Origin of the sequence: Devosia submarina, from assembly GCF_003056345.1 — a bacterium.
In the GTDB taxonomy this organism is placed as follows: domain Bacteria; phylum Pseudomonadota; class Alphaproteobacteria; order Rhizobiales; family Devosiaceae; genus Devosia; species Devosia submarina.
The window spans coordinates 146,997-166,875 of record NZ_PYWB01000001.1 but is presented as its reverse complement, the minus strand read 5'-3'; the positions used below and the strand labels follow the sequence as shown (position 1 = coordinate 166,875).

Below are 19,879 nucleotides of genomic sequence, written 5' to 3'. Positions count from 1 at the left end.
GGAAGGGAATAAAACGGCCGCCGTTCGCCGAGCTCTGCTTCTAGTTTGACTGCACCAATCGCGAGCTCAGCAGCTCGCCGCTGTCGCTCAGGATCGAATAAGCGATGCCGGTCATCAGCGAATTGATGCGGCGCAGGGCGTGGATAGTTTCAAGGTGCAGATCGCTCGATTCGATGCTGGTGGAATTGCCACCGCGAAGGCGCCCGAAATGCTGGTCCATGCTGCGGCGTTCAAGGATGCCGATCTCGTCCTTTTCGGCGATCAGTTGGCGGGCCGACTCAACGTCCTCGGAGACCAGGACATTGAAGGCCAGCTGCATGTTGGCCAGCACGCGGGAATGAAGATCGGTCAGTTCCTCCCAACCCTGGGGCGAGAAGGTGAGCCGCCGCTCCATCTTGTTTTCGGCCAAACGGAGCAATTGCTTGGAGATCACATCGCCCGCCTGCTCGAGGCTGATGGCGAAATTGGTGAGGTCCGAGACGCGGCGGGTTTGCTGTGCGTCCATGTCCTTCCAGTCAAGGCGCGTAAGGAAGAGCTTGATCTCGCGATTGGCCTGATCGACCTCCGCCTCGAGCGCCTTGATGCGCCGGATGGCGGCCTTGTCGCCGCTCTGGAAGATGGCCATCACCGGCTGCAGCATGACTTCAACCATTTCGCTCATGCGCAGCAGTTCGCGGGTGGCGCTGGCCAAGGCCGCATCGGCATTGCCGTAGGCGCTGGGCAAAAGCGCTGGTGTGCGCAGGCGTGCGACGTTGAGTTCGCCTTCAGAAACCTGCTCGGCAACAAACCGGTCGGTGAGCCGTGCCACCAAACCTGTGAGCGGCAGGCCAACCAGCAGGACCGCAAAATTGAAGACGATGTGGAGAAGGCTTGCCTGCACGCCGACACCAAAGGGCAGAGCCTCGGTGCGCAGCGGCACGAACTGAAGCAGCAGGAGGCACAGGATCGCGGCACCGCCACGGAACACCAGGGCACCAGCAGCAATGCGGCGCGCGCGCACATCAGCACCTCGCGTCATGCTCCAGGCTATCATCGTGCCCCCCAGGTTGGCGCCCAGCACGAAGGCTGCCGCTACTGGAAAAGGCACAAGGCCCGCGGCGCCAAAGGTGATGATGACAAGGACGCTCGCAACGGAGGAATAGGACATCCATGTGATGGCGGCAGCCGCAAGGAAACTGGTCCAGAGATCGCCCTGCAGATAGGTGATGACGCTGCCCAGAAGGTTGCTGTCGCGCCAGGGCGCAGTGGCCTCGCCAACCATTTCAAGCGAGAGGAGGACAAAGGCGATGCCTAATACCATCCGGCCCAATTGCTTGGTCTGCCGGCTGGTGCCACGCAGGAAAAGCACGCCGCCGGCGATGATCAGGGGCGGGGTCAATAGGCTGAGGTCAAAGGAAAGGATGCTCGCAACCATGGCCGAGCCGAGATAGGCGCCCAGCATAAGGGTGAGGCCCGTTGCGCCGCTCATCAAACCGCCTGCCGCAAAGCTCGAGGCTAATGCCGCCACGGCGGTGGAGCTTTGCAGCGCGATGGCCATGGCCGTGCCCACGGCTGCAGCGCCGAGGCGGCTTCTTTCAGCGTGTCCGAGCATGCGCTTGAGCTGGGCCGAATAGGCGCGCTCGACGGCCGTGCGCACCATGCGGACAGCCCAGAGCAGCAGCACAATGGCGGCCACAAGATGCACGGCGATGAAGTACAAGCACAGACTCCCTTGCGCGGCGCAGATGCGCCGGAGCACCATGATGTTCACATGAACCAAAGCGTTGCAACACGCTAGATTCATCGCTTGACCGGCCAAACGCCGGCACTGTCACAAAACTGCTAAGTGACTGACATAGAAGCCCCCTGGCTTGCGGCTATCGCAGCTTCCCTCAACAAAAATGTTCAAATGAACATTTGTTGTTTGCAAAGGAAAACATGGTGGTATCAACTGGAGCTAAGCTGGAGGCCAAAAGGTCCCAGCGCAAAAACAAGGGAGTGAGCATGTTCAAGAATGCATTGTTGCTATCGGCAGGACTGACCGCTGTGCTGGCGGCGACGCCTGTCCAGGCGCAGACCGAAATCACCTGGTGGCATGCCATGAGCGCGGAACTCGGCGAGAAGCTCGAGGAAGTGGCGCAGGGCTTCAACGACAGCCAGACCGAATACAAGGTCACCCCCGTCTTCAAGGGCACCTATCCCGAGACGCTGACGGCCGCTATTGCCGCGTTCCGCGCCAACGAGCAGCCCGCGATCGTGCAGGTCTATGAAGTGGGCACCGGGACCATGATGGCCGCACAGGGCGCCCATTATCCCGTGCACCAGCTGATGACCGACAAGGGCGAGCCTTGGGATCCGAGCGGGTTCCTGCAGCCAGTGGTCGGCTATTATTCGGACACGGAAGGCAACATCCTGTCCATGCCGTTCAACTCGTCCACGCCAATCTTCTACTACAACAAGGACGTGTTCGAAAAAGCCGGCCTTGATCCGGAAGTCGCGCCCAAGACCTGGGCCGAAGTGGAAGAATTCTCCCGCAAGATCGTTGACTCCGGCGCAGCCCGCTGCGGCTTCACTACAGCCTGGATCACCTGGATCCACACCGAAAACATGGCCGCGCTGCACGACCAGCCCTTTGGCACGCTGGAAAACGGCTTTGGTGGCATGGGTGCCGAGTTCACCTTCAACAATGAAGTGAACGTCAAGCATTGGGACAATCTCAAGCGGTGGTCCGACGAAGGCCTGTTCCAGTATGGCGGCCCGGTTGGAGGCAATGACGCACAGCCCAAGTTCGTGTCGCAGGAATGCGCCATGTTCATGAACTCTTCGGCTGGCCGCGCCGGCGTGATCCGCAACGCGACCGATTTCGAAGTCGGGTTTGCCCCCCTGCCCTATTATGACGATGTGATCGACGAGCCCAAGAACTCCATCATCGGTGGGGCAACGCTCTGGGTGCTGAACGGCAAGTCCGACGAAGTTTATGACGGCGTCGCCAAGTTCTTCACCTATCTCAGCTCTCCTGAAGTACAGGCCGACTGGCATCAGTTCACCGGCTATCTGCCGATCACCAATGCTGCCTATGAACTAGGCCAGGAACAGGGCTATTATGCCGAGAACCCAGGTTCCGACATTGCCATCGAGCAGATCATGCGTGGCACACCGAGCGAGAACTCCAAGGGCGTACGCTTCGGCAATCTGACCCAGGCCCGCGATGTGGTGGATTCGGAGTTCGAGGCCCTGCTCGCGGGCCAGAAGACTGCCCAGGAAGCGCTGGATAGTGCCGTTGAACGCGGCAACCAGATCCTGCGCGATTTCGAGGCTTCCAACAGCTAAGCCAATCCTCCCCGGGGATCCGCGCCATTGCGTGCGGGTCCTCTTTTCAGCTGTAGCCTCACGAGTCGGCGATGCAAACCAAACGCACGATCTTTCCAAACAAGTTGCTGCCCTATGCCCTGCTGGCGCCGCAGCTGATCATCACGATCATCTTCTTTCTCTGGCCAGCCGCGCAGGCGGTGAAAAGCTCGTTTGAGCGTGAGGACCCGTTTGGCTTCCGGACCACTTTCATCTGGTTCCAGAATTACACCCGGCTGTTCAACGATCCGGGTTATCTGAACGCCGCTGGGCGCACGGCCGTGTTTGCGGTGGGTGTGACGCTGCTGTCGATGGGCGTTTCCCTGTTGCTCGCAATCTGCGTCAACCGGCTTTTGCGCTCGGGACGGCTCTACACGACGCTCTTGGTCTGGCCCTATGCCGTGGCCCCGGTGGTGGCGGGCATTTTGTGGTGGTTCATGTTCAACCCCACCATCGGCATTGTTCCCTATCTGCTGGATGCATTCGGCTATCGCTGGAACCATCGCGTCAATGGCAATGACGCCATGATTCTTGTGATCATTGCGGCGAGCTGGAAGCAGATTTCCTATAATTTCCTGTTTTTCGTGGCGGGTCTGCAGTCCGTGCCCAAATCGCTGGTGGAAGCGGCAGCCATGGATGGCGCCGGCCCCTTCAAGCGGTTCTGGACCATCGTGTTCCCGCTGCTGTCACCGACGACGTTTTTCCTTTTGATCGTCAACATCAACTACGCCATGTTCGACACCTTCGGCATCATCGACGGCACCACAGGGGGCGGCCCAGCGGGGGCGACCAATACGCTGGTGTACAAGGTTTATGCCGACGGCTTCCTCGGGCTCAACATCGGCTCGTCCTCAGCCCAATCCGTGCTGCTGATGCTGATTGTTATCGTCCTTACGGTCGTCCAGTTCCGCTGGGTCGAGCGGCGCGTGCAGTACTAAGGGGGCCTTGCTATGGTTGAAAACAGGCCTGTCCTGAACATTCTGACCCATGTGGTTTTGATCGTGGGCGTCGCCATCGTGGCCTTCCCGGTCTACCTGGCGTTTATCGCGTCTACCCACGACGCCAATGCCTTTGCGCGGGGGCTCGCCCCCATGCTGCCGGGGCCACACATGATCGACAATTATGCGCAAATGCTGACCAGCGGCTTGTCTTCCGCCGGGGCGCCGCCGGTGTGGCTGATGCTGATCAACTCGACGATCATGGCGCTGACCATTGCCATCGGCAAGATCGCCATCTCGATCATCTCGGCCTACGCCATCGTTTATTTCAGGTTCCCCTTCCGCCTGCTGGCCTTCTGGATGATTTTCATCACCCTGATGCTGCCGGTGGAAGTGCGCATCATGCCGACCTTCAAGGTGGTGGCGGATTTGGGAATGCTGAACTCCTATGCTGGCCTGACCATTCCCTTGATCGCCTCGGCAACGGCGACCTTCTTGTTCCGTCAGTTCTTCCTCACCATCCCCGATGAGCTGATGGAAGCCGCGCGGGTGGACGGCGCAGGACCGCTCAAATTTTTCCGAGACATCCTCTTGCCGCTCAGTCGCACCAATATCGCGGCGCTGTTCGTGATCCTCTTTATCTATGGCTGGGTGCAGTACCTCTGGCCCCTGCTGGTGACCACCGATAGCCGCTATTACACCATTGTCATGGGCATCAAGCGGCTCGCCGCCAGCGCGGACGCTGATCCTTACTGGAACCTCGTCATGGCGGCGGTAATGCTGGCCATGCTGCCGCCGGTGCTCGTCATCATCCTCATGCAACGCCTTTTCGTCAAAGGCCTGGTCGAAACGGAAAAGTAGAACATGGCAACAATCAACCTGGTCGACCTGCAGAAGAGCTATGGCGGCAATGTGCTGGCCGTCAAAGGCGTCAACCTTTCGGTTGCCGATGGCGAGCTGATCGTGCTTGTGGGCCCTTCGGGGTGCGGGAAATCTACGCTGCTGCGCATGGTTGCGGGGCTTGAAAGCGTGACCTCGGGGCGCATCGAGATCAATGGCCGCGACGTGGCCAAGGCCGAGCCCGCAGAGCGGGACATCGCCATGGTGTTCCAGAACTATGCGCTCTACCCGCACATGACGGTGCGGGGGAACCTTGAATATGGGCTCAAGAACCGTGGCACGCCGCGGGCCGAAATCGATCGACGGGTAAAAGAGGCGGCCGAGATCCTTGAGATCGGGCCGATGCTGGACCGCAAGCCACGTGAGCTTTCGGGCGGGCAGCGCCAGCGTGTCGCCATGGGCCGGGCCATTGTGCGGGAGCCCTCGGCGTTCCTGTTTGATGAGCCCTTGTCCAACCTTGATGCCAAGCTGCGCGTGCAGATGCGGGTGGAGATCCGCAAGCTGCAGCGGCGGTTGAAGACCACAAGCCTTTACGTAACCCATGATCAGCTCGAAGCCATGACCCTGGCGGATCGGCTGGTGGTGATGAATGGCGGTCTGGTCGAACAGATCGGCACGCCGACGGAGGTCTATGACCGGCCGGCGACGTTGTTTGTGGCGAGCTTTATCGGCTCCCCGCCAATGAATTTGATCCCTGTCGACGTCATGGCGCAGGCCGAGGGTTTCAGTGCCCTGCCCTTGCCACCTGATACCGACATTATCGGCATGCGCGCTGACCAGCTGGTGATAGAGCCGCCGCAGGGGGAGAGCATCGTGCTCCATGGGCAGGTTGAGCTGCTTGAGCCGATCGGTAGCGAAAGCCATCTGCATGTTTCGCTGGCGGGGCAAACGCTGGTGCTGCGCGTGCCGGGGCGCCCTGACCTTGCCGACGGCGCAACGATCAAGCTCTACGCGCCACCTTCGGCCATGCACCCGTTTAATCGCGCGACCGGCCGCAGGACCGATAGCCCCCCGCAAGCATAAGGGCGTGGCCCTCAGGCTCGCCTCAGTTCGGAAAGAAGCGTCATGACTGCTAGCGTCAAGAACGGTCCCGCACGGGACGAAGTACAAGCTCATCGCGGCGCATCTGCCGTTGCGCCGGAGAACACCCTGGCAGCGTTCCGGGCTGCGGCGGAACAGGGCGCTAAATGGGTCGAGCTCGACGTGGCGCTGTTGGTTGATGGCACGCTAGTGGTGATCCACGATGTTACCGTTGATCGCACGAGTTCGGGGACGGGTTCGCTCGGCGGTCTGAACCGTGCTGATCTGGAACAGCTGGATGCCGGGTCGTGGTTCGGCACCGGCTTTGCCGGTGAACGGATTCCGACGCTTGAAGAAACGCTCAAGGTGCTGGGCGAGCTTGGGCTCAACGCCAATGTCGAGATCAAGCAGCACGAGCACCACCGATCGCTCGAGCAGCTCACCAGCGCTGTTCAAGCGGCCCTGCGCGCGCGCGCGGCGCATACGCAGATCATGATCTCAAGCTTTGACCCCCAGGCCCTTGCAGCGATGCACCGGCTGGAACCGGAACTCGAAATGGCCATGCTGTGGAGCCAGGTGCCGGCCGATTGGCAGGCGCAGCTGGAGGCTATTCCGGCCAAGACCATCCACCTACATTATAAGGCGCTCAGCATGGGGCTCCTGGAGGAAGCAAGCAAGCTGGGGATCAAGGTGCGCGCCTGGACCGTCAATGAACCAGCGATCCTCCTTTCATTCTGGCCCGCGGGGCTCACCGGCGTCATTACGGACAATCCCGCGGCGTTCCTGGGGTGAGGGTGAAATGGGCGAGAACCTGTTATCGGGCAGGCAGCGCGATATTCTGGCCCTGATCGAAACGGAAGGCGCGCAATATATCGAGGACCTTGCCGCCCGCTATCACCTGACCACCCAGACCATCCGGCGGGACATCAATGTGCTCTGTGATTTGGGCTTTGCGCGCCGATTTCATGGGGGCGTCAGCGTGCCCGTCGAGGGGCGTAACATCTCCATCAATGCGCGCGCCGTCCTCAACAGCGCCGCCAAGCAACGCATTGCACAGCGCGTTGCGGCAGCGATCGAGCCCGGCTCAACCGTGTTCATGGGGATTGGCAGCACGGTGCAGTTTGTCGCCGAGGCGCTGCGCAAGCACCCGGGGCTGACCATTGTCACCAACAATATTGATGTGGCGCTAACGCTCTGCGAGACGCCTCATATCGAGGTGCATATGACGGGCGGCTTGCTGCGCCATAATGACCGGGACGTGGTGGGCGCCGACGTGCTGCGCTTTTTCGAAAAATTCTATGCGTCATATGCCGTGATCGGCGCGGGCGCCTTGCACCCAGCCAATGGCGTTCTGGACTTCAGCTACAGTGAAGCGCAGATCACCGAAGCCCTGATCGCAAACTCGCGCACAACTATACTGGCTGCTGACAGCAGCAAATGGTCGCGAGGCGCATCGGTGAAGGTCGTGCCTTTCAGCAAGATCCATCGCCTTTATACCGATGAATATCCCGGCCAAGAGGCAGCAGATGCCTTGGCTGCTGCGGATACGGAAATCGTGCTTTGCGAAGAAGTTTTGGCGTAGCGCTCACTTTGGTATTCAGGGCGACGCCGCGTCTGTTTCTGCATCCCGTATCGCTATGCGGCCCATGACGACGTCGGCAGTGATGTTGGTGTCGGTGCCTGCCCATTGGAGATGGTATTCAGGGCGCCCCCACTGAATCTCTTCGCCAAGCTGAATGCCGAGTTCCTCGGAGTATCCGGCGTACTGACCGGCGGGGAGGTCGAGTTCGGCCACTTGTTGCTGTCCGTCGTGGTCAAAAGTGATAGGCAGCCTACGCACTGGGGTACTCAAGGGGCTCTCTTTGGCTTTGTTGGGGCAAAATTATGCACAGCCTGCTTGCAGGTTTAGTGGCCACGATCATCGGGCAACATGCCGACGCGGTGGCGGTAGGATAGTTCCCCGCCTTTCCAGCCGGTGTAAAGGATCAGGACCACAATGATGGTCGAGATCAACAGGCCCCAGGGCAGGATGAAGTCTAGGCCATTTCTGCTTCTCATCCATAGGCTCAGCAGAGCAAGGACTACGGCGACCAAATTGCCCGCCATGTGGCGCCAGGCGTCCTTGATGGCGCGGATCCGGCTATTGCCGAAAAAGTCCATGAAGCCCGCCATGGCAGCGATCAGGGCGGAAACAATGGCGCCGGCTAGCGCCCAATAAGCCGCGGAAGCCCAGAACTGATCCTGGCTGCCCCAGAACACCAGATCGCACACAAAAGTCGCAACCAGAAGGCCGATCGGCACCGGGATCAGCATGGGATGAAGCGGATGGCCGCCTATTTGTGCGGTAGTGGAGAGTCCCCTCAGATCATCATGCGCCACAGATCATTCCTCCAGGCATTAAATCTCCCGTGCCAATCAACGGAGAGGGCGCGATTGTGTTCCTGAACAGCAATAGGCGCTTAGGTGTGATATGGCGTTCAGCGCGCCCCAAGAGCTTGCTGCACACGTGAGCGAAGCCTTGGCAGCGTTTCGGTTTCAAACCAGAGGTTCTGCTTGATCCATCCGGCAACACGCCAACTTGGATGCGGCAGGGGCAGGAATGGACCCTCGGGATGAAGCCGCACGCGCTCGGAAAGCGTCATCCGGTCCTTGAGGTAGAGCTTTTGTGCATAAAGGCCAACAAGCAGGGTCAGGCGGACATGCTTGAGGAGTGGCAGGATGCGCGGGTGCCAGATGGCGGCGCATTGCCGTATCGGGGGATTATCGCCGCCGCCGGGTGCGGCGCCGGGATAGCACAGCCCGGCGGGCACGATGGCGACCTTTTCGGGATCGTAGAACTGCTCGTCGGACAGCCCGGTCCATTCTCGGAGCCGCTTGCCGCTTTGGTCATCCCAGGGGATGCCGCTCATATGGGCCTTGGTGCCCGGAGCCTGCCCGATGATCAGCAGCTTGGCCGAAAGGGCGCCTTGCAGGATCGGCTTGGGACCGAGGGGAAGCTGCGGTGCGGTGCACAAGGTGCAGACCCGGGCTTCCCCCATGGCTTGAGCAAGATCGGTGTTCACCGGATCTGGCGCGTGTCTTTCCACGCGCCTGCTTAGATGACGCCCAGGGCGCGCATGGCTTCGGCAACCCGGACAAAGCCGGCGATGTTGGCGCCAAGCACGTAATCGCCCGGGGAGCCAAATTCTTCGGCCGTGCCGGCGCAGGTGTCATGGATGTTGCGCATGATGCTGGCGAGACGCGTCTCGGTCTGCTCGAAAGTCCAGCTGTCGCGCGAAGCATTCTGCTGCATTTCGAGGGCCGATGTTGCCACGCCGCCGGCATTGGCGGCCTTGCCCGGCGCGAACATGACGCCGCTTTCTTGGAAGATGCGCACAGCCTCGGGCGTTGAGGGCATGTTGGCCCCTTCACCCACAGCCATGACGCCATTCTTCACCAAGGCGCTTGCGTCTGCACCCGTCAGTTCGTTCTGGGTGGCCGAGGGCATGGCAACGTCACATGGAACGCTCCAGATCGAGCTCTGACCAGCCTTGACGAAATAGGCGCCACGCCCTTCGCCGCGAAGGCTGAGATATTCCGAGATGCGAGCGCGCCGCACTTCCTTGACCTGCCGGAGCAGCTCAAGGTCGATCCCCTGCTCGTCCACGATGTAGCCCGAGCTGTCGGACACGGCGATGACCTTGCCGCCAAACTCCTGGACCTTCTCGACGCTATAGATAGCAACGTTGCCCGAGCCCGACACGACGACCTTCTTGCCTTCAAAGCTCTGCTTCTTGGTGGCGAGCATGGCCTGGACGAAATAGGTGTTGCCATAGCCGGTGGCTTCGGTGCGGGCACGCGAACCACCATAGAATAGGGCCTTGCCGGTCAGTACGCCCGCTTCGTAGCGGTTGGTGAGGCGCTTGTACTGGCCAAACATAAAGCCGATTTCGCGTCCGCCGACGCCAATATCGCCTGCTGGAACATCGGTGTATTCGCCGAGGTGGCGATAAAGTTCGGTCATGAAGGACTGGCAGAAGCGCATGATCTCGCCATCGGAGCGGCCGCGCGGATTGAAATCGGAGCCGCCCTTGCCGCCGCCGATCGGCATGCCGGTCAGCGCGTTCTTGAAGGTTTGTTCAAAGCCCAGGAACTTGATGATGCCGATGTTCACCGACGGATGGAAGCGCAGGCCACCCTTGTAGGGGCCCAGAGCGGAATTGAACTGCACGCGGAAGCCGCGATTGATCTGAACCTGGCCCTTATCGTCGACCCACGGCACACGGAAGATGATCTGGCGCTCGGGTTCACAGATGCGCTCGATCAGGGCCTGGTCGAGATAATCGGGATGCTTGGTAACAACCCGGCCAAGGCTTTCAAGAACTTCGCGCACGGCCTGGTGGAATTCGGGCTCGCCATGGTTGCGCTGAAGCACTTGGTTGAGAATGGGTTGCAGCTTTTCGTCGATCATCGCAGAGGTCACTCATGGCTCTTGTTTCGGCACTGCAGTACCCTAGCCATGACAGTCTTTGAACAGAAAATGACCACTACGCTCAAAAAACTTGCTCGTAGATGCTGATTGGAGGCCTGAGCGGATGATGCTCAGGCGCTTAGGCGGGCAATGGCGGCGTCCACCGCTACCACGGCCACAGGCTTGCCCACCCTGCCCCGGTCACCACAGAACAAGGGCACGGTGTCCACATCGATAGATGTGATGATGACCGGCACGTCCTGCAGGTCGCACTCGTCGAGAACGGCCTCGCAGGTTTCCGAACCGAGATGAGTATCAACGAAGGCGATGTCGGGGCGCTCGCGCCAGATCAGTTCCAGAGCTGCCGAACAATCGGGAGCTGGACCAAGCACGCGGTAGCCACGCCCCTCAAGCACTTGCTTGAGCTCCTGGCCATGATGCGCTTCATCTTCAACGATCAGGATTTTCGAGGCGGCCATGGACTACTCCAGCGTGTTGTTGGCACCTCAATGTGTTTTCGGCGCTGGTGGTTGCCGACCGACCTAAGTTGTTGAGCAAGATTCACTTTTCGCGCTGGAACGGAATCGGCGGCGCGGAATTGAGTCGGCGATGTATCCGAGTTCTCCATGGCGGCCGTAAGGGCTGCATCCCGCACAAAGCGGCCTCGCCGCAGAGACTCAGAATCTACCCTCCCCGTCCCCTCGTTCCGACCCTTCCAGCTCTGCACGCTGACGCAGACCATTCCTAGTGGAAGCGAGTGGCTGTTCGAGATGAAGTTCGATGGCTACCGCGCGCAGATCGCGATCTCGGGCAGTGATGTGCGGGTTTACACCAGAAACGGGCATGACTGGACCGAGCAGTTCCGAACGATCCTTGAGCCCCTTCGGAAGCTGACTGAGGGATCGGCCCTGCTGGATGGGGAGATCGTGGCGGTCGACAAGGCGGGACGCACCAATTTTTCCATGCTCAAGACCGGCATTGCTGCGGGTCTTCCACTCAAGTTCTTTGCGTTCGATCTGTTTGAGGTCAATGGAGAGGATTGGACTGCAAGGCCACTGGTGGAGCGCAAGGCGCGGCTGCAGGAACTGCTCGGGGACAGGGATGCGGATGATGCCCTTCAATATTCCTGGCATGTGGTGGACGGTGGGCAATCGCTGTTTGAGGCCATGAGCAGCGGCGGGCATGAAGGGATTATCGCTAAACAGGCTGATGGGCGGTATGTTGGCGAGCGCAGCAAGAGCTGGCTCAAGATCAAGTGCACTAAGCGCCAGGAATTTGTGATCGGCGGGTGGCGGCCCAGCGACACGGGACAGGGCATGGCCTCGCTGATCCTGGGCACCTATGAAAACGGGCAGTTCGTTTATCGTGGGCGGGTTGGCACCGGGTTTTCGGCCGCGATGCGCGACAAAATCCTCAAGCAACTTGAGCGTCGCCGGCTAGCCAAGCCGCCCTTTGCCCTCGTGCCGCGGGAGATTGCCCGTAAGGCACAATGGGTGCGGCCCGAGCTTGTGGCTGAAGTGAGCTATGCCGAGATTACGCCGGACGGATCGCTCCGCCATGCGAGCTTTCAAGGGCTTCGTGCCGACAAGCTGGCGAGCCAGGTGGTACTGGAACGGTCGGAGCAGCCGATCACGGCAAGCAGGCTAGATCCCGCGATAGGTTTGCAGGTGGCTTCTGCGGCGGGTGTGAAGCTTTCGCATCCGGAAAAGGTGCTCTATCCGGGCACCGGGATCACCAAGGCCCATCTTGCCGCCTATTACGCCTTGGTGGCCGAGCGCATGCTGCCGCACCTGCGGGACCGACCGCTTTCACTGGTGCGCGACACCGATGGCGATCTGACGAAGACTTTCTTCCAAAAGCACCATCTGCCCGGCATGCCTGATGCCATTGGGTCGGGGGAGCTGCAGAAGATGTCGGGGAAGAGCAATCGTATCCTTTGGATCGAGGATCTGGCTGGGCTCCTTGTCGGGGTGCAGATGAATACGCTGGAGTTCCATGTCTGGGGCGGCACCAGGCAGAAGGCTGAGCGACCCGAGCGCATGGTGTTTGATATCGATCCGGATGAGGATCTAGGCTTCGGCGAGGTTAAGCAGGCGGCGTTCGATATTCGTGACGTGCTTGGCGCACTGGGTTTGCAGTCCTGGCCATTGCTGTCAGGGGGCAAGGGTATTCATGTGGTGGTGCCCTTGGTCCCCCAAGCGGACTGGAACGAGGTCAAATCGTTTTGCCAAGCCTTTGCCGAGATGCTGGCGCGGACCGATCCGCACCGTTTCGTTGCCAATATGAGCAAGGTCCGGCGCAAGGGGCGCATGTTCCTCGACTATCTTCGCAATGGGCAAGGCGCCACGGCCATTTGCCCCTGGTCAACGCGTGCGCGTGCCGGCGGTACGGTGGCCGTCCCGGTGCGGTGGGATGAACTGGAGCAGCTCGAGCGCGCCAACGCGTTTGACGTTTTTGCCGCTGCCGAACGGGCCCAGGGTCCCGATGCGTGGGAGGGTTATTTCGAGGTGGAGCAAGCCCTTTCGGCGCAGGTGCAGGCAGTGGTCAGGAGCCACTGAGCAGGGGAACGCTGTTTGGGCTGGCTCGTTCTCCTTGATGTAGCGCATGGAGGCACGATTGGCTGTTCGACCCTATTGGAGAGGCTATCTAAAGCTCTCGCTGGTCACCTGCGCGGTGACGCTGACCCCGGCCACGACGCAGGGGGAGAAGCTGCGCTTCCACACCATCAATCGCAAAACCGGCGAGCGCATCCACACTCAATATGTCGATGCCGTTTCGGGCAAGCCGGTGGAGGACGACGATCAAGCGCGGGCTTACGAAAAGGGCGAGAACGATTATGTGATCCTTGAGGATGAGGAGCTTGACGCCGTTCACCTTGAAAGCGCGCGCACGATCGATATCGAAGAGTTCGTGGAGTCCGACACGATCGAGTGGGTTTATTATGACAGCCCCTATTTCGTAGTGCCGGCCGATGAGGTGGGCGAGGAAGCCTTTATCGTGATCCGCGAGGCCATGGCCGCTATGGATGTGGTGGGGATTTCGCGCCTTGTGATCGGTGGGCGGGAGCACGCCGTCATGCTGCAGCCCTGGGACAAGGGGATCGTGCTCTGGACGCTGCGCTATGGCGATGAGGTGCGCGACGAGGACGAGTACTGGAAGAGCGTGCGCGCCGATAAGCCCGATGCCAAGATGTTGTCCATGGTCGAGCAGATGATCGAAGATCGTACGACGAACTGGACCAGTGCCATGGTCAAGGACCCGGTGCAGGATCGGCTTAAGGATATTATCAAGTCCAAGCAATCGCCCAAGCGCAAAGCCAAGACCAAAAAGACCGAGGAAGCCGTAGCGCCGCAGAGCAATGTGATCGACCTGATGGCGGCGCTCAAGAAGAGCCTCGAAGCCAAGCCCAAAACAAAAGAGAAGGCCGGCAGCTAACTCGCCTTGCGGCGCGCTGGAGCCTGCTTTTCTGCTGTAGCAGTTTTCTTGGTGGAGGCCGCTTTCTTTGCTGTCGGCTTGCGAGCACCTGCCTTTGTTCCGCCGCCGGCGCTGAGGCGCAGGGCCTCAAGCAGGTCATTGGCTTTGGTGGGCTCGGGCTGGCGGAGCGGGACGATCTTGCGGCCTTCGATCTTGGCCTTCACCAGTTCCGCCAGCGCCTGCTCGTAGCGGTCGGTGAACTTTTCAGGCTCGAACTTGCCGGCCTTGGTCTTGAGAATGTGCCGGGCCAATTCAAGCATTTCGGGCTCAACCTTATGGCTTTCCAGATCGTGGAACGCTTCGCCGGCGGAGCGGACTTCGTAGTCGAAGTTCAGGGTCGTGGCGATGAGGCCTTTGCGATGGGCGCGGATCAGTACGGGCCTTAAGCGGCGGAACAGGACCGTGTGGGCGATGGCGGCCGCTTTCTGGCGGCGAAGGGCTTCGCGGATCAGGATGAAGCTGTCCTCGGTGGCGTCCGAGGCGGGCAGAAGGTAGTAGGGTTTGTCGAAAAAGGTCGGTTCAATGCGGTTGCAGGCGATGAACCGGTCAACTGCCAGGGTCTTGTCGCTATTGGGAACGGCAGCCTTTATTTCTTCAGGCTCAAGGATGACGTAGTTGCCTTGTGCGGTCTCATAGCCCTTGACCTGGTCGGCTGCTTCAACAGGTTTACCCGTCTTGTTGTCTACATAGATGCGGCGCAGCCGGTTACCGGTGCCGCGGTTGACCATATGGAGGGAGATGCGCTCGGACGTTGTGGCGGCGGTGTACATTTTGACGGGGCAAACAACCTCCGCAATCTTGATCACACCCGTCCAAACTGCTCGTGCTGCCATGATCCGCTCCGGTTTTCACCAGAACGGATCAAGCAAGTGCGGCGTTCCGTCGGCTCTATTCGGCCGGTGCGTGCTCGACGTCGTCAGGCGCCTTGGGCATGAACCGGCGGGTGAACGCACTGAAGCTGTCGATATAGGTCAGCAGCACGGGCACCACGAGCAAGGTCAGTGCCGTGGAGCTAATCAACCCGCCGATCACGGCGTGAGCCATGGGCGCGTTCTGCCCACTGCCGGCATGAAGGTTCAGCGCCAGAGGGAGCATGCCGAAGATCATGGCAAGCGTCGTCATGATGATGGGGCGGAAGCGCGTGGCGCCGGCCTCGACCAGGGCCTCATAGAGGTTCCAACCATCCCTGACGTGCTGGTTGGCATTGTCGACCAGAAGGATGGCGTTTTTCACCACAAGGCCCATCAACATGATGAAGCCAATGGCGGAGAACATGTTGAGGGTCGATCCACCTACCAGGAGACCCACCATCACCCCAATAAGGGCAAGGGGCAGCGAGCCCATGATGGCGATCGGCTGCAGGAAGCTGCCGAACTGCGATGCCAGAACCAGATAGATGAAGATCACAGCCAGCAGTAGGGCGGAGCCCACTGCGCCCATGGTTTCAGCGATCTGTTCCACGTCACCGCCAAACGAGCTGCTGTAGCCGGTGGGGAAAACAAGGCGATCAACTGCTGCCTGCAGCTGCGGGGTCACGGTGCCGAGTTCCACGCCTTCAAGATAGGCTTCGATGGTAACGCCGCGTTGCAGATCTTCCCGATTGATGGTGGCGGGCCCTGTGCTTTCGACCACTTCGGCGACCTGGCGCAGGGTGATCATCTGGCTCGAACCAGTGGCGCCGGATTGCGCAATTGGCAGATTGCCGATGGCGTCCACATCGTTGCGGAGTTCTTCAGGCAGGCGCACCACCACCGAATAGACCTGCCCGTTCTGGGCGGTCCAGTCAGCAACGTCCTCGCCGCTGATCAGGGGGCCAAGAGTGGCGGCGATCTGGTTCATGGAGACGCCCAGATTGTTGGCAAGGTCGCGGTTGACGCGAATGCCGACAACAGGCTGGGCGGCGTCGATGCTGGAGCTGATGTTGATCAGGCCCGGTATCTTCGCCATCTCGCTTTCGAGCTGATCCGACAAGCGGCCCAGCACAGCGAAGCTGTCGCCGTAAAGGGTGACCGCGACCGGAGCGCTGCTGCCGCCCATTCCCGATGCTGCCGAAACCTGGAAGTCTGCTCCAGGCACGGCCACAAGGGCCCGGCGGACCCGAGGCATGAGTTCCTCGGGGGTGACGTCGCGCTGGTCCTTGTCCACCAGTGTGACGGTCATGGTGCCGGTGTTATCGCCTTCGGCTGCCAGGCCGCCACCAACGGTGGAATAGGTCGTTTCCACTTCCGGAAATGCCCGGATCACGGTTTCGGCTTGCCGCAATTTGGCAGCTGTCGCTTGCTTGGCGGTGCCGGCAGGGGTTTCCACGGTGACTGTAAAGATGCCGGTGTCGGTGACGGGGATGAACTCCACGCCGACGCGCGGGAACAGCAGGAAGGATCCGACGAAGGACAGCAGGGCGATGAAGAGCACCGTCTTGCGGAATTTCAGGCCCCAGCGGATGACCCCGCGATAGCCACGCGTGATCCATTCGAAAAAGCGGTCGAATTGCTGCACGGCCTTGCCGATCGGGCCACGCTTGGCACCGGGGTGCGAGGCTGGGTCATACCAGACGCTGGACATCATCGGATCAAGCGTAAAAGCCACAAAGAGCGAGATCAGCACGGCGACGGATACGGTGACGCCAAACTGGAGGAAGAACCGGCCCATTATGCCTTCCATGAAGGCCACGGGCAGGAACACTGCGACGATGGACAGGGTGGTGGCCATCACGGCGAGGCCGATCTCGTTGGTGCCGTCGAACGCCGCCTGCCGGTGCGACTTGCCCATGTGAAGGTGGCGCGTGATGTTTTCGCGCACCACGATGGCGTCATCGATCAAGATACCGACAGCAAGCGAGAGTGCCAGCAACGTCATCATATTGAGCGTGAAGCCCAGCACATTAAGGGCCACCATGGTGCCGATGATAGAGATCGGCAGGGTAAGGCCCGTGATGATGGTCGAGCGCCAGGAGTTGAGGAAGAGGAAGACGATCACGACAGCAAGAAGGGCACCTTCCACCAGCATGTTCTGCACGGCGTGGAAGGAATCCTCGACAGGCTCGGCATTGTCGACCACGATCTCGATTTTGACCTGCCCCTCGGGCAGTTCATTGGCCAAAAGATCGCTGATCAGGTGCCGAATTTCCTCGGCGACGCCGACCGTGTTGGCGCCCTGCGTCTTGAGCACGTCAATAGCAATGGCACGCTCGCCATTGAGGATGGCAAGGCTTTGCGCCTCCCCTGTGCCATCAACGATTGTCGCTACGTCGCGCACCGTGACGGGCTGACCGCCCTGGTTGCCGACGGTGATGTCGTAGAAATCCTGCTCATCCTCCAGCCGGCCCAGCACCTGGATGGACTGGACGATGCTGTCCTGGGTAATGGAGCCAGCTGCCAGATCGCGATTGGCAGCCTGCAGGGCCTGTATAACGGCGCTAGGGCTGATGTTGAAGGCGGCGAGGCGATCGGGATCGATCTGGATATTGAGCTGGCGCGGCACACCACCGACCACCGTAGCGCTACCCACGCCATCGATGTTGGAAATACGCTTGGCAATAACGTCTTCGGTGAGAGCCGTAAGTTCGCGGTCCGAGAGCGAGTCCGAGCTGACGGCGAGCGACAGAACCGGCAAAGCACTTGGGTCGAACCGCAGCACCTGCGGATCGTTCGCGCCGTCGGGCAGCGTTGCCGCAACGGGATCGATCTTGTCGCGAACGTCCTGCGCCTTTTGCTGGGAGTCCGATTCAAGGTTGAAGATCATCAGCACCATGGCACGCCCGGCCTGGGCGGTGGAGCGGATGCTGTCGAGGCCCGCGATGGTGTTGACCGCTTCTTCGATGGGCTCGATGATATCGGTTTCAACAGCTTCGGGGGAAGCGCCGGGATAGCTCACGACCACGGCAACGACCGGAAAGTCGACGTCGGGCAATTGTTCGATCGGCAGGCGCTGATAGGAGTAGACGCCGAAAACCATAATTGCCACCATGATCATGGTGGCAAAAACGGGGTGATTTACGCTGATGCGAGTGAGAAACATGGATCAGCCCTCCACCAGCGAATAGGCTTCACCAGCTTCCAGATCGTCCAAGGGGGCAGCAACAACAACGTCGCCGTCGGCAAGCCCGCTGACCTCTACGAGGCGGCCGCGCTCCCACTCATTCACCACTTCTACGCCCTGGCGTGCCAGGGTGCCATCGGTGAGCTTGAGAACATATTGGCCTTCGGCGTCTTCGCGCAGTGCTGCGGCAGGAACCGCATGAGCTTCGGCCTTTTCCACCACAGTGATGTTGCCGGTGGCGAACATGCCGCCGCGCAGCCTGCCTTCGGCGTTTTCGAGCTCGATATAAATCGGAACAGTGCGTGTGCCGCTGACAGCAACCGGATTGACGCGTGTCACAACGCCAGTGAAGTTTTCGCCTTCAAGGCCCGTCACATCGACGCTTACAGCCTGGCCCGCATCGACCATGGCACTGCTGTTGACCGAAGCGGCTGCCTGGAACTCCATTTCTTCGAGGTTGACGATGGTGAAGAGCGGGGTGCCGGGCGAAATGGTCTGCCCTGGCTCTACCGAGCGGGAGGAAACAACACCGGTCAACGGCGACTTGACCGTGGCATTGCTAAGGGCAATTTCTGCGCTTTCGACAGCAGTTTCGAGTGCTGCAAGATTGGCCGACAATGCGGCCGTGGCGGAGCGCGCCTGCTCCAGGGTGGAAGGGCTGGCAAGACCTTGGCGGGCCAGTTCCTCGGTGCGCTCGAGTTGCTGCTGGGAGGATACCAGCTGAGCCCGGGTTGCCTCCGCCGTGGCCTGCTGCTGGCTGAGCTGGAGTTCAAGGGTTGCGCGATCGATCTGCGCAAGGACGTCGCCTTCGCGGACCGTATCGCCGGGGCGCTTCAGCACGGCAATGACGCGGCCGGAAGCTTGGGCGGAAACTTCAGATTGCTGGCCGGGCACAAGCGTGCCAGTGACCTTGACCATCTGGCGCAGCGTCGCGCTTTGGATGGTAACGGTTTCCGACTGGCGGATCTGCTTGGTTATCGGCGCTTCCTTGGCCACCTCCTGAACAGGTGCCGGTGGTGCTGGACGGAAGAACACAAAGCCGACGATGGCTGCAATAATCACGAGCAGGACCAACCACGGCAGAATGCGCCGTCTCGGCTTGAGGCCCTTGGCAACGCGTTCCGCGTTACGCTTCTCACGCCGGCTCTGGGCCCATTCTGGCTTCTCGTGCGCTGCGGTCATTCATGGCCTCTTTGGTTCGTCTGGTCGTTTCGCAATTTGGTGGCCCAGTCACCCAGCACTTCTGCAGCATGTCCGAAGGCGCGGGAGAGATCTTCTACGCGTTCCGCCGCTGGTTCGTTTTCCTGCCTGATCGGCTCTATAAACTCGCGCACGGCTTGAGCTTGCCTCGTCATGCGCTCGGCCATTTCCCCCAGCACATCGACAGACGGGAAATTGTTGAGCTCGTAGAAGTCCTGCCTATCGCCAGCATGGGCGGTGAGCCGGATTGCACCCCGCTTGGCTAATTGCCGCGCATTGGTGCTGACGCTGGCACGACTGACACCCAATCGCTCGCTGATCTGCTGCAGGCTTAACTCACGCCCCTCAATAATCAGCAAGCCAAATATGCGCCCAGCGATCCGGGGATCTCCCCCGTCCTGAAACATCAGCCCCATGATTTCGATAAAGCGATCAGATGATGACAAGCCGAACTCCGGCGCGGACAGTTCGTTCAGTACCTACTGAACGAACTAGCAACTGTAAAGGACAAGCTTGGGATTGCTTCCATGAT

Annotated in this window: 18 protein-coding genes; 8 read left to right on the top strand and 10 right to left on the bottom strand. The window is 60.4% G+C overall.

Features of this window, described 5'->3' with window-relative positions; translation table 11 throughout:
* Positions 1 to 40: 40 nt before the first annotated feature.
* Positions 41 to 1,699, bottom strand: a complete 1,659-nt coding sequence (locus DDE77_RS00670; RefSeq protein ID WP_170116453.1) for a Na/Pi cotransporter family protein — start codon at positions 1,697 to 1,699, stop codon at positions 41 to 43.
* 284 nt (positions 1,700 to 1,983) lie between these two features.
* Between DDE77_RS00670 and ugpB the strand changes: the two genes are divergently transcribed.
* The 6 genes from ugpB to DDE77_RS00640 all read left to right on the top strand — a co-directional run bounded on the left by ugpB (position 1,984) and on the right by DDE77_RS00640 (position 7,767).
* The gene (gene ugpB / locus DDE77_RS00665) at positions 1,984 to 3,309 is read left to right on the top strand and encodes a sn-glycerol-3-phosphate ABC transporter substrate-binding protein UgpB (protein WP_108395860.1); all 1,326 of its coding nucleotides are present in this window, start codon (positions 1,984 to 1,986) and stop codon (positions 3,307 to 3,309) included.
* Positions 3,310 to 3,380: 71 nt separating this feature from the next.
* Positions 3,381 to 4,265, top strand: a complete 885-nt coding sequence (gene ugpA, locus DDE77_RS00660; RefSeq protein ID WP_108395503.1) for a sn-glycerol-3-phosphate ABC transporter permease UgpA — start codon at positions 3,381 to 3,383, stop codon at positions 4,263 to 4,265.
* A 12-nt stretch (positions 4,266 to 4,277) separates the two neighbouring features.
* Entirely contained in the window at positions 4,278 to 5,126 is an 849-nt protein-coding gene (ugpE, locus tag DDE77_RS00655) for a sn-glycerol-3-phosphate ABC transporter permease UgpE (protein WP_108395502.1), read from the top strand.
* Positions 5,127 to 5,129: 3 nt separating this feature from the next.
* Positions 5,130 to 6,188, top strand: coding sequence for a sn-glycerol-3-phosphate import ATP-binding protein UgpC (locus tag DDE77_RS00650; RefSeq protein ID WP_108395501.1), 1,059 nt, complete (start codon positions 5,130 to 5,132; stop codon positions 6,186 to 6,188).
* 42 nt (positions 6,189 to 6,230) lie between these two features.
* Entirely contained in the window at positions 6,231 to 6,977 is a 747-nt protein-coding gene (locus DDE77_RS00645; RefSeq protein WP_108395500.1) for a glycerophosphoryl diester phosphodiesterase, read from the top strand.
* Between the two features lie 7 nt (positions 6,978 to 6,984).
* Positions 6,985 to 7,767: a DeoR/GlpR family DNA-binding transcription regulator gene (locus DDE77_RS00640; RefSeq protein ID WP_108395499.1), complete on the top strand. Its 783-nt coding sequence runs from the start codon at positions 6,985 to 6,987 to the stop codon at positions 7,765 to 7,767.
* 15 nt (positions 7,768 to 7,782) lie between these two features.
* Here DDE77_RS00640 and DDE77_RS00635 read toward each other — a convergent pair whose 3' ends face one another.
* The 5 genes from DDE77_RS00635 to DDE77_RS00615 all read right to left on the bottom strand — a co-directional run bounded on the left by DDE77_RS00635 (position 7,783) and on the right by DDE77_RS00615 (position 11,114).
* Positions 7,783 to 8,025, bottom strand: a complete 243-nt coding sequence (locus DDE77_RS00635; RefSeq protein ID WP_157959581.1) for a hypothetical protein — start codon at positions 8,023 to 8,025, stop codon at positions 7,783 to 7,785.
* Positions 8,026 to 8,090: 65 nt separating this feature from the next.
* Entirely contained in the window at positions 8,091 to 8,564 is a 474-nt protein-coding gene (locus tag DDE77_RS00630; RefSeq protein ID WP_108395497.1) for a DUF2231 domain-containing protein, read from the bottom strand.
* Between the two features lie 98 nt (positions 8,565 to 8,662).
* On the bottom strand, positions 8,663 to 9,271 hold the full coding sequence (locus tag DDE77_RS00625; protein ID WP_245895034.1) for a uracil-DNA glycosylase family protein: 609 nt from the start codon (positions 9,269 to 9,271) through the stop codon (positions 8,663 to 8,665).
* An 8-nt stretch (positions 9,272 to 9,279) separates the two neighbouring features.
* A complete protein-coding gene (gene gdhA / locus DDE77_RS00620; protein ID WP_108395496.1) occupies positions 9,280 to 10,635 on the bottom strand; it encodes an NADP-specific glutamate dehydrogenase in 1,356 nt (451 codons plus the stop codon).
* A 131-nt stretch (positions 10,636 to 10,766) separates the two neighbouring features.
* Positions 10,767 to 11,114, bottom strand: a complete 348-nt coding sequence (locus DDE77_RS00615; protein WP_108395495.1) for a response regulator — start codon at positions 11,112 to 11,114, stop codon at positions 10,767 to 10,769.
* 147 nt (positions 11,115 to 11,261) lie between these two features.
* On the opposite strand from DDE77_RS00615, the gene ligD reads away from it, so the two are divergent.
* Both ligD and ku (DDE77_RS00605) read left to right on the top strand, forming a co-directional pair.
* On the top strand, positions 11,262 to 13,193 hold the full coding sequence (gene ligD, locus DDE77_RS00610) for a DNA ligase D (RefSeq protein WP_108395494.1): 1,932 nt from the start codon (positions 11,262 to 11,264) through the stop codon (positions 13,191 to 13,193).
* 58 nt (positions 13,194 to 13,251) lie between these two features.
* Positions 13,252 to 14,070 carry a non-homologous end joining protein Ku gene (gene ku, locus DDE77_RS00605; protein ID WP_108395858.1) on the top strand — a complete coding sequence of 273 codons (819 nt, stop codon included), beginning with the start codon at positions 13,252 to 13,254 and terminating at the stop codon, positions 14,068 to 14,070.
* Here ku (DDE77_RS00605) and ku (DDE77_RS00600) read toward each other — a convergent pair.
* Genes ku (DDE77_RS00600) through DDE77_RS00585 form a run of 4 tightly spaced genes read right to left on the bottom strand, consistent with a single transcriptional unit; the run spans position 14,067 to position 19,793 of the window.
* Positions 14,067 to 14,942 carry a non-homologous end joining protein Ku gene (gene ku / locus DDE77_RS00600; protein WP_108395493.1) on the bottom strand — a complete coding sequence of 292 codons (876 nt, stop codon included), beginning with the start codon at positions 14,940 to 14,942 and terminating at the stop codon, positions 14,067 to 14,069. The genes ku (DDE77_RS00605) and ku (DDE77_RS00600) overlap by 4 nt on opposite strands.
* Before the next feature lie 55 nt (positions 14,943 to 14,997).
* The gene (locus tag DDE77_RS00595; RefSeq protein WP_108395492.1) at positions 14,998 to 18,126 is read right to left on the bottom strand and encodes an efflux RND transporter permease subunit; all 3,129 of its coding nucleotides are present in this window, start codon (positions 18,124 to 18,126) and stop codon (positions 14,998 to 15,000) included.
* 3 nt (positions 18,127 to 18,129) lie between these two features.
* Entirely contained in the window at positions 18,130 to 19,329 is a 1,200-nt protein-coding gene (locus DDE77_RS00590) for an efflux RND transporter periplasmic adaptor subunit (RefSeq protein WP_108395491.1), read from the bottom strand.
* On the bottom strand, positions 19,326 to 19,793 hold the full coding sequence (locus DDE77_RS00585) for a GbsR/MarR family transcriptional regulator (RefSeq protein WP_157959580.1): 468 nt from the start codon (positions 19,791 to 19,793) through the stop codon (positions 19,326 to 19,328). Before DDE77_RS00585 ends, DDE77_RS00590 begins: the two co-directional genes overlap by 4 nt.
* Between the last annotated feature and the right edge of the window lie 86 nt (positions 19,794 to 19,879).

Bases quoted from the DNA above. Each gene is read 5' to 3' on its own strand.
- ligD (WP_108395494.1), top strand. From the start codon at position 11,262: ATGGCGGCCGTAAGGGCTGCATCCCGCACAAAGCGGCCTCGCCGCAGA.
- DDE77_RS00650 (WP_108395501.1), top strand. From the start codon at position 5,130: ATGGCAACAATCAACCTGGTCGACCTGCAGAAGAGCTATGGCGGCAAT.
- gdhA (WP_108395496.1), bottom strand. From the start codon at position 10,635: ATGATCGACGAAAAGCTGCAACCCATTCTCAACCAAGTGCTTCAGCGC.
- DDE77_RS00615 (WP_108395495.1), bottom strand. From the start codon at position 11,114: ATGGCCGCCTCGAAAATCCTGATCGTTGAAGATGAAGCGCATCATGGC.
- DDE77_RS00645 (WP_108395500.1), top strand. From the start codon at position 6,231: ATGACTGCTAGCGTCAAGAACGGTCCCGCACGGGACGAAGTACAAGCT.
- DDE77_RS00590 (WP_108395491.1), bottom strand. From the start codon at position 19,329: ATGACCGCAGCGCACGAGAAGCCAGAATGGGCCCAGAGCCGGCGTGAG.
- DDE77_RS00595 (WP_108395492.1), bottom strand. From the start codon at position 18,126: ATGTTTCTCACTCGCATCAGCGTAAATCACCCCGTTTTTGCCACCATG.
- ugpA (WP_108395503.1), top strand. From the start codon at position 3,381: ATGCAAACCAAACGCACGATCTTTCCAAACAAGTTGCTGCCCTATGCC.
- DDE77_RS00640 (WP_108395499.1), top strand. From the start codon at position 6,985: ATGGGCGAGAACCTGTTATCGGGCAGGCAGCGCGATATTCTGGCCCTG.
- ugpB (WP_108395860.1), top strand. From the start codon at position 1,984: ATGTTCAAGAATGCATTGTTGCTATCGGCAGGACTGACCGCTGTGCTG.
- ugpE (WP_108395502.1), top strand. From the start codon at position 4,278: ATGGTTGAAAACAGGCCTGTCCTGAACATTCTGACCCATGTGGTTTTG.
- ku (WP_108395493.1), bottom strand. From the start codon at position 14,942: ATGGCAGCACGAGCAGTTTGGACGGGTGTGATCAAGATTGCGGAGGTT.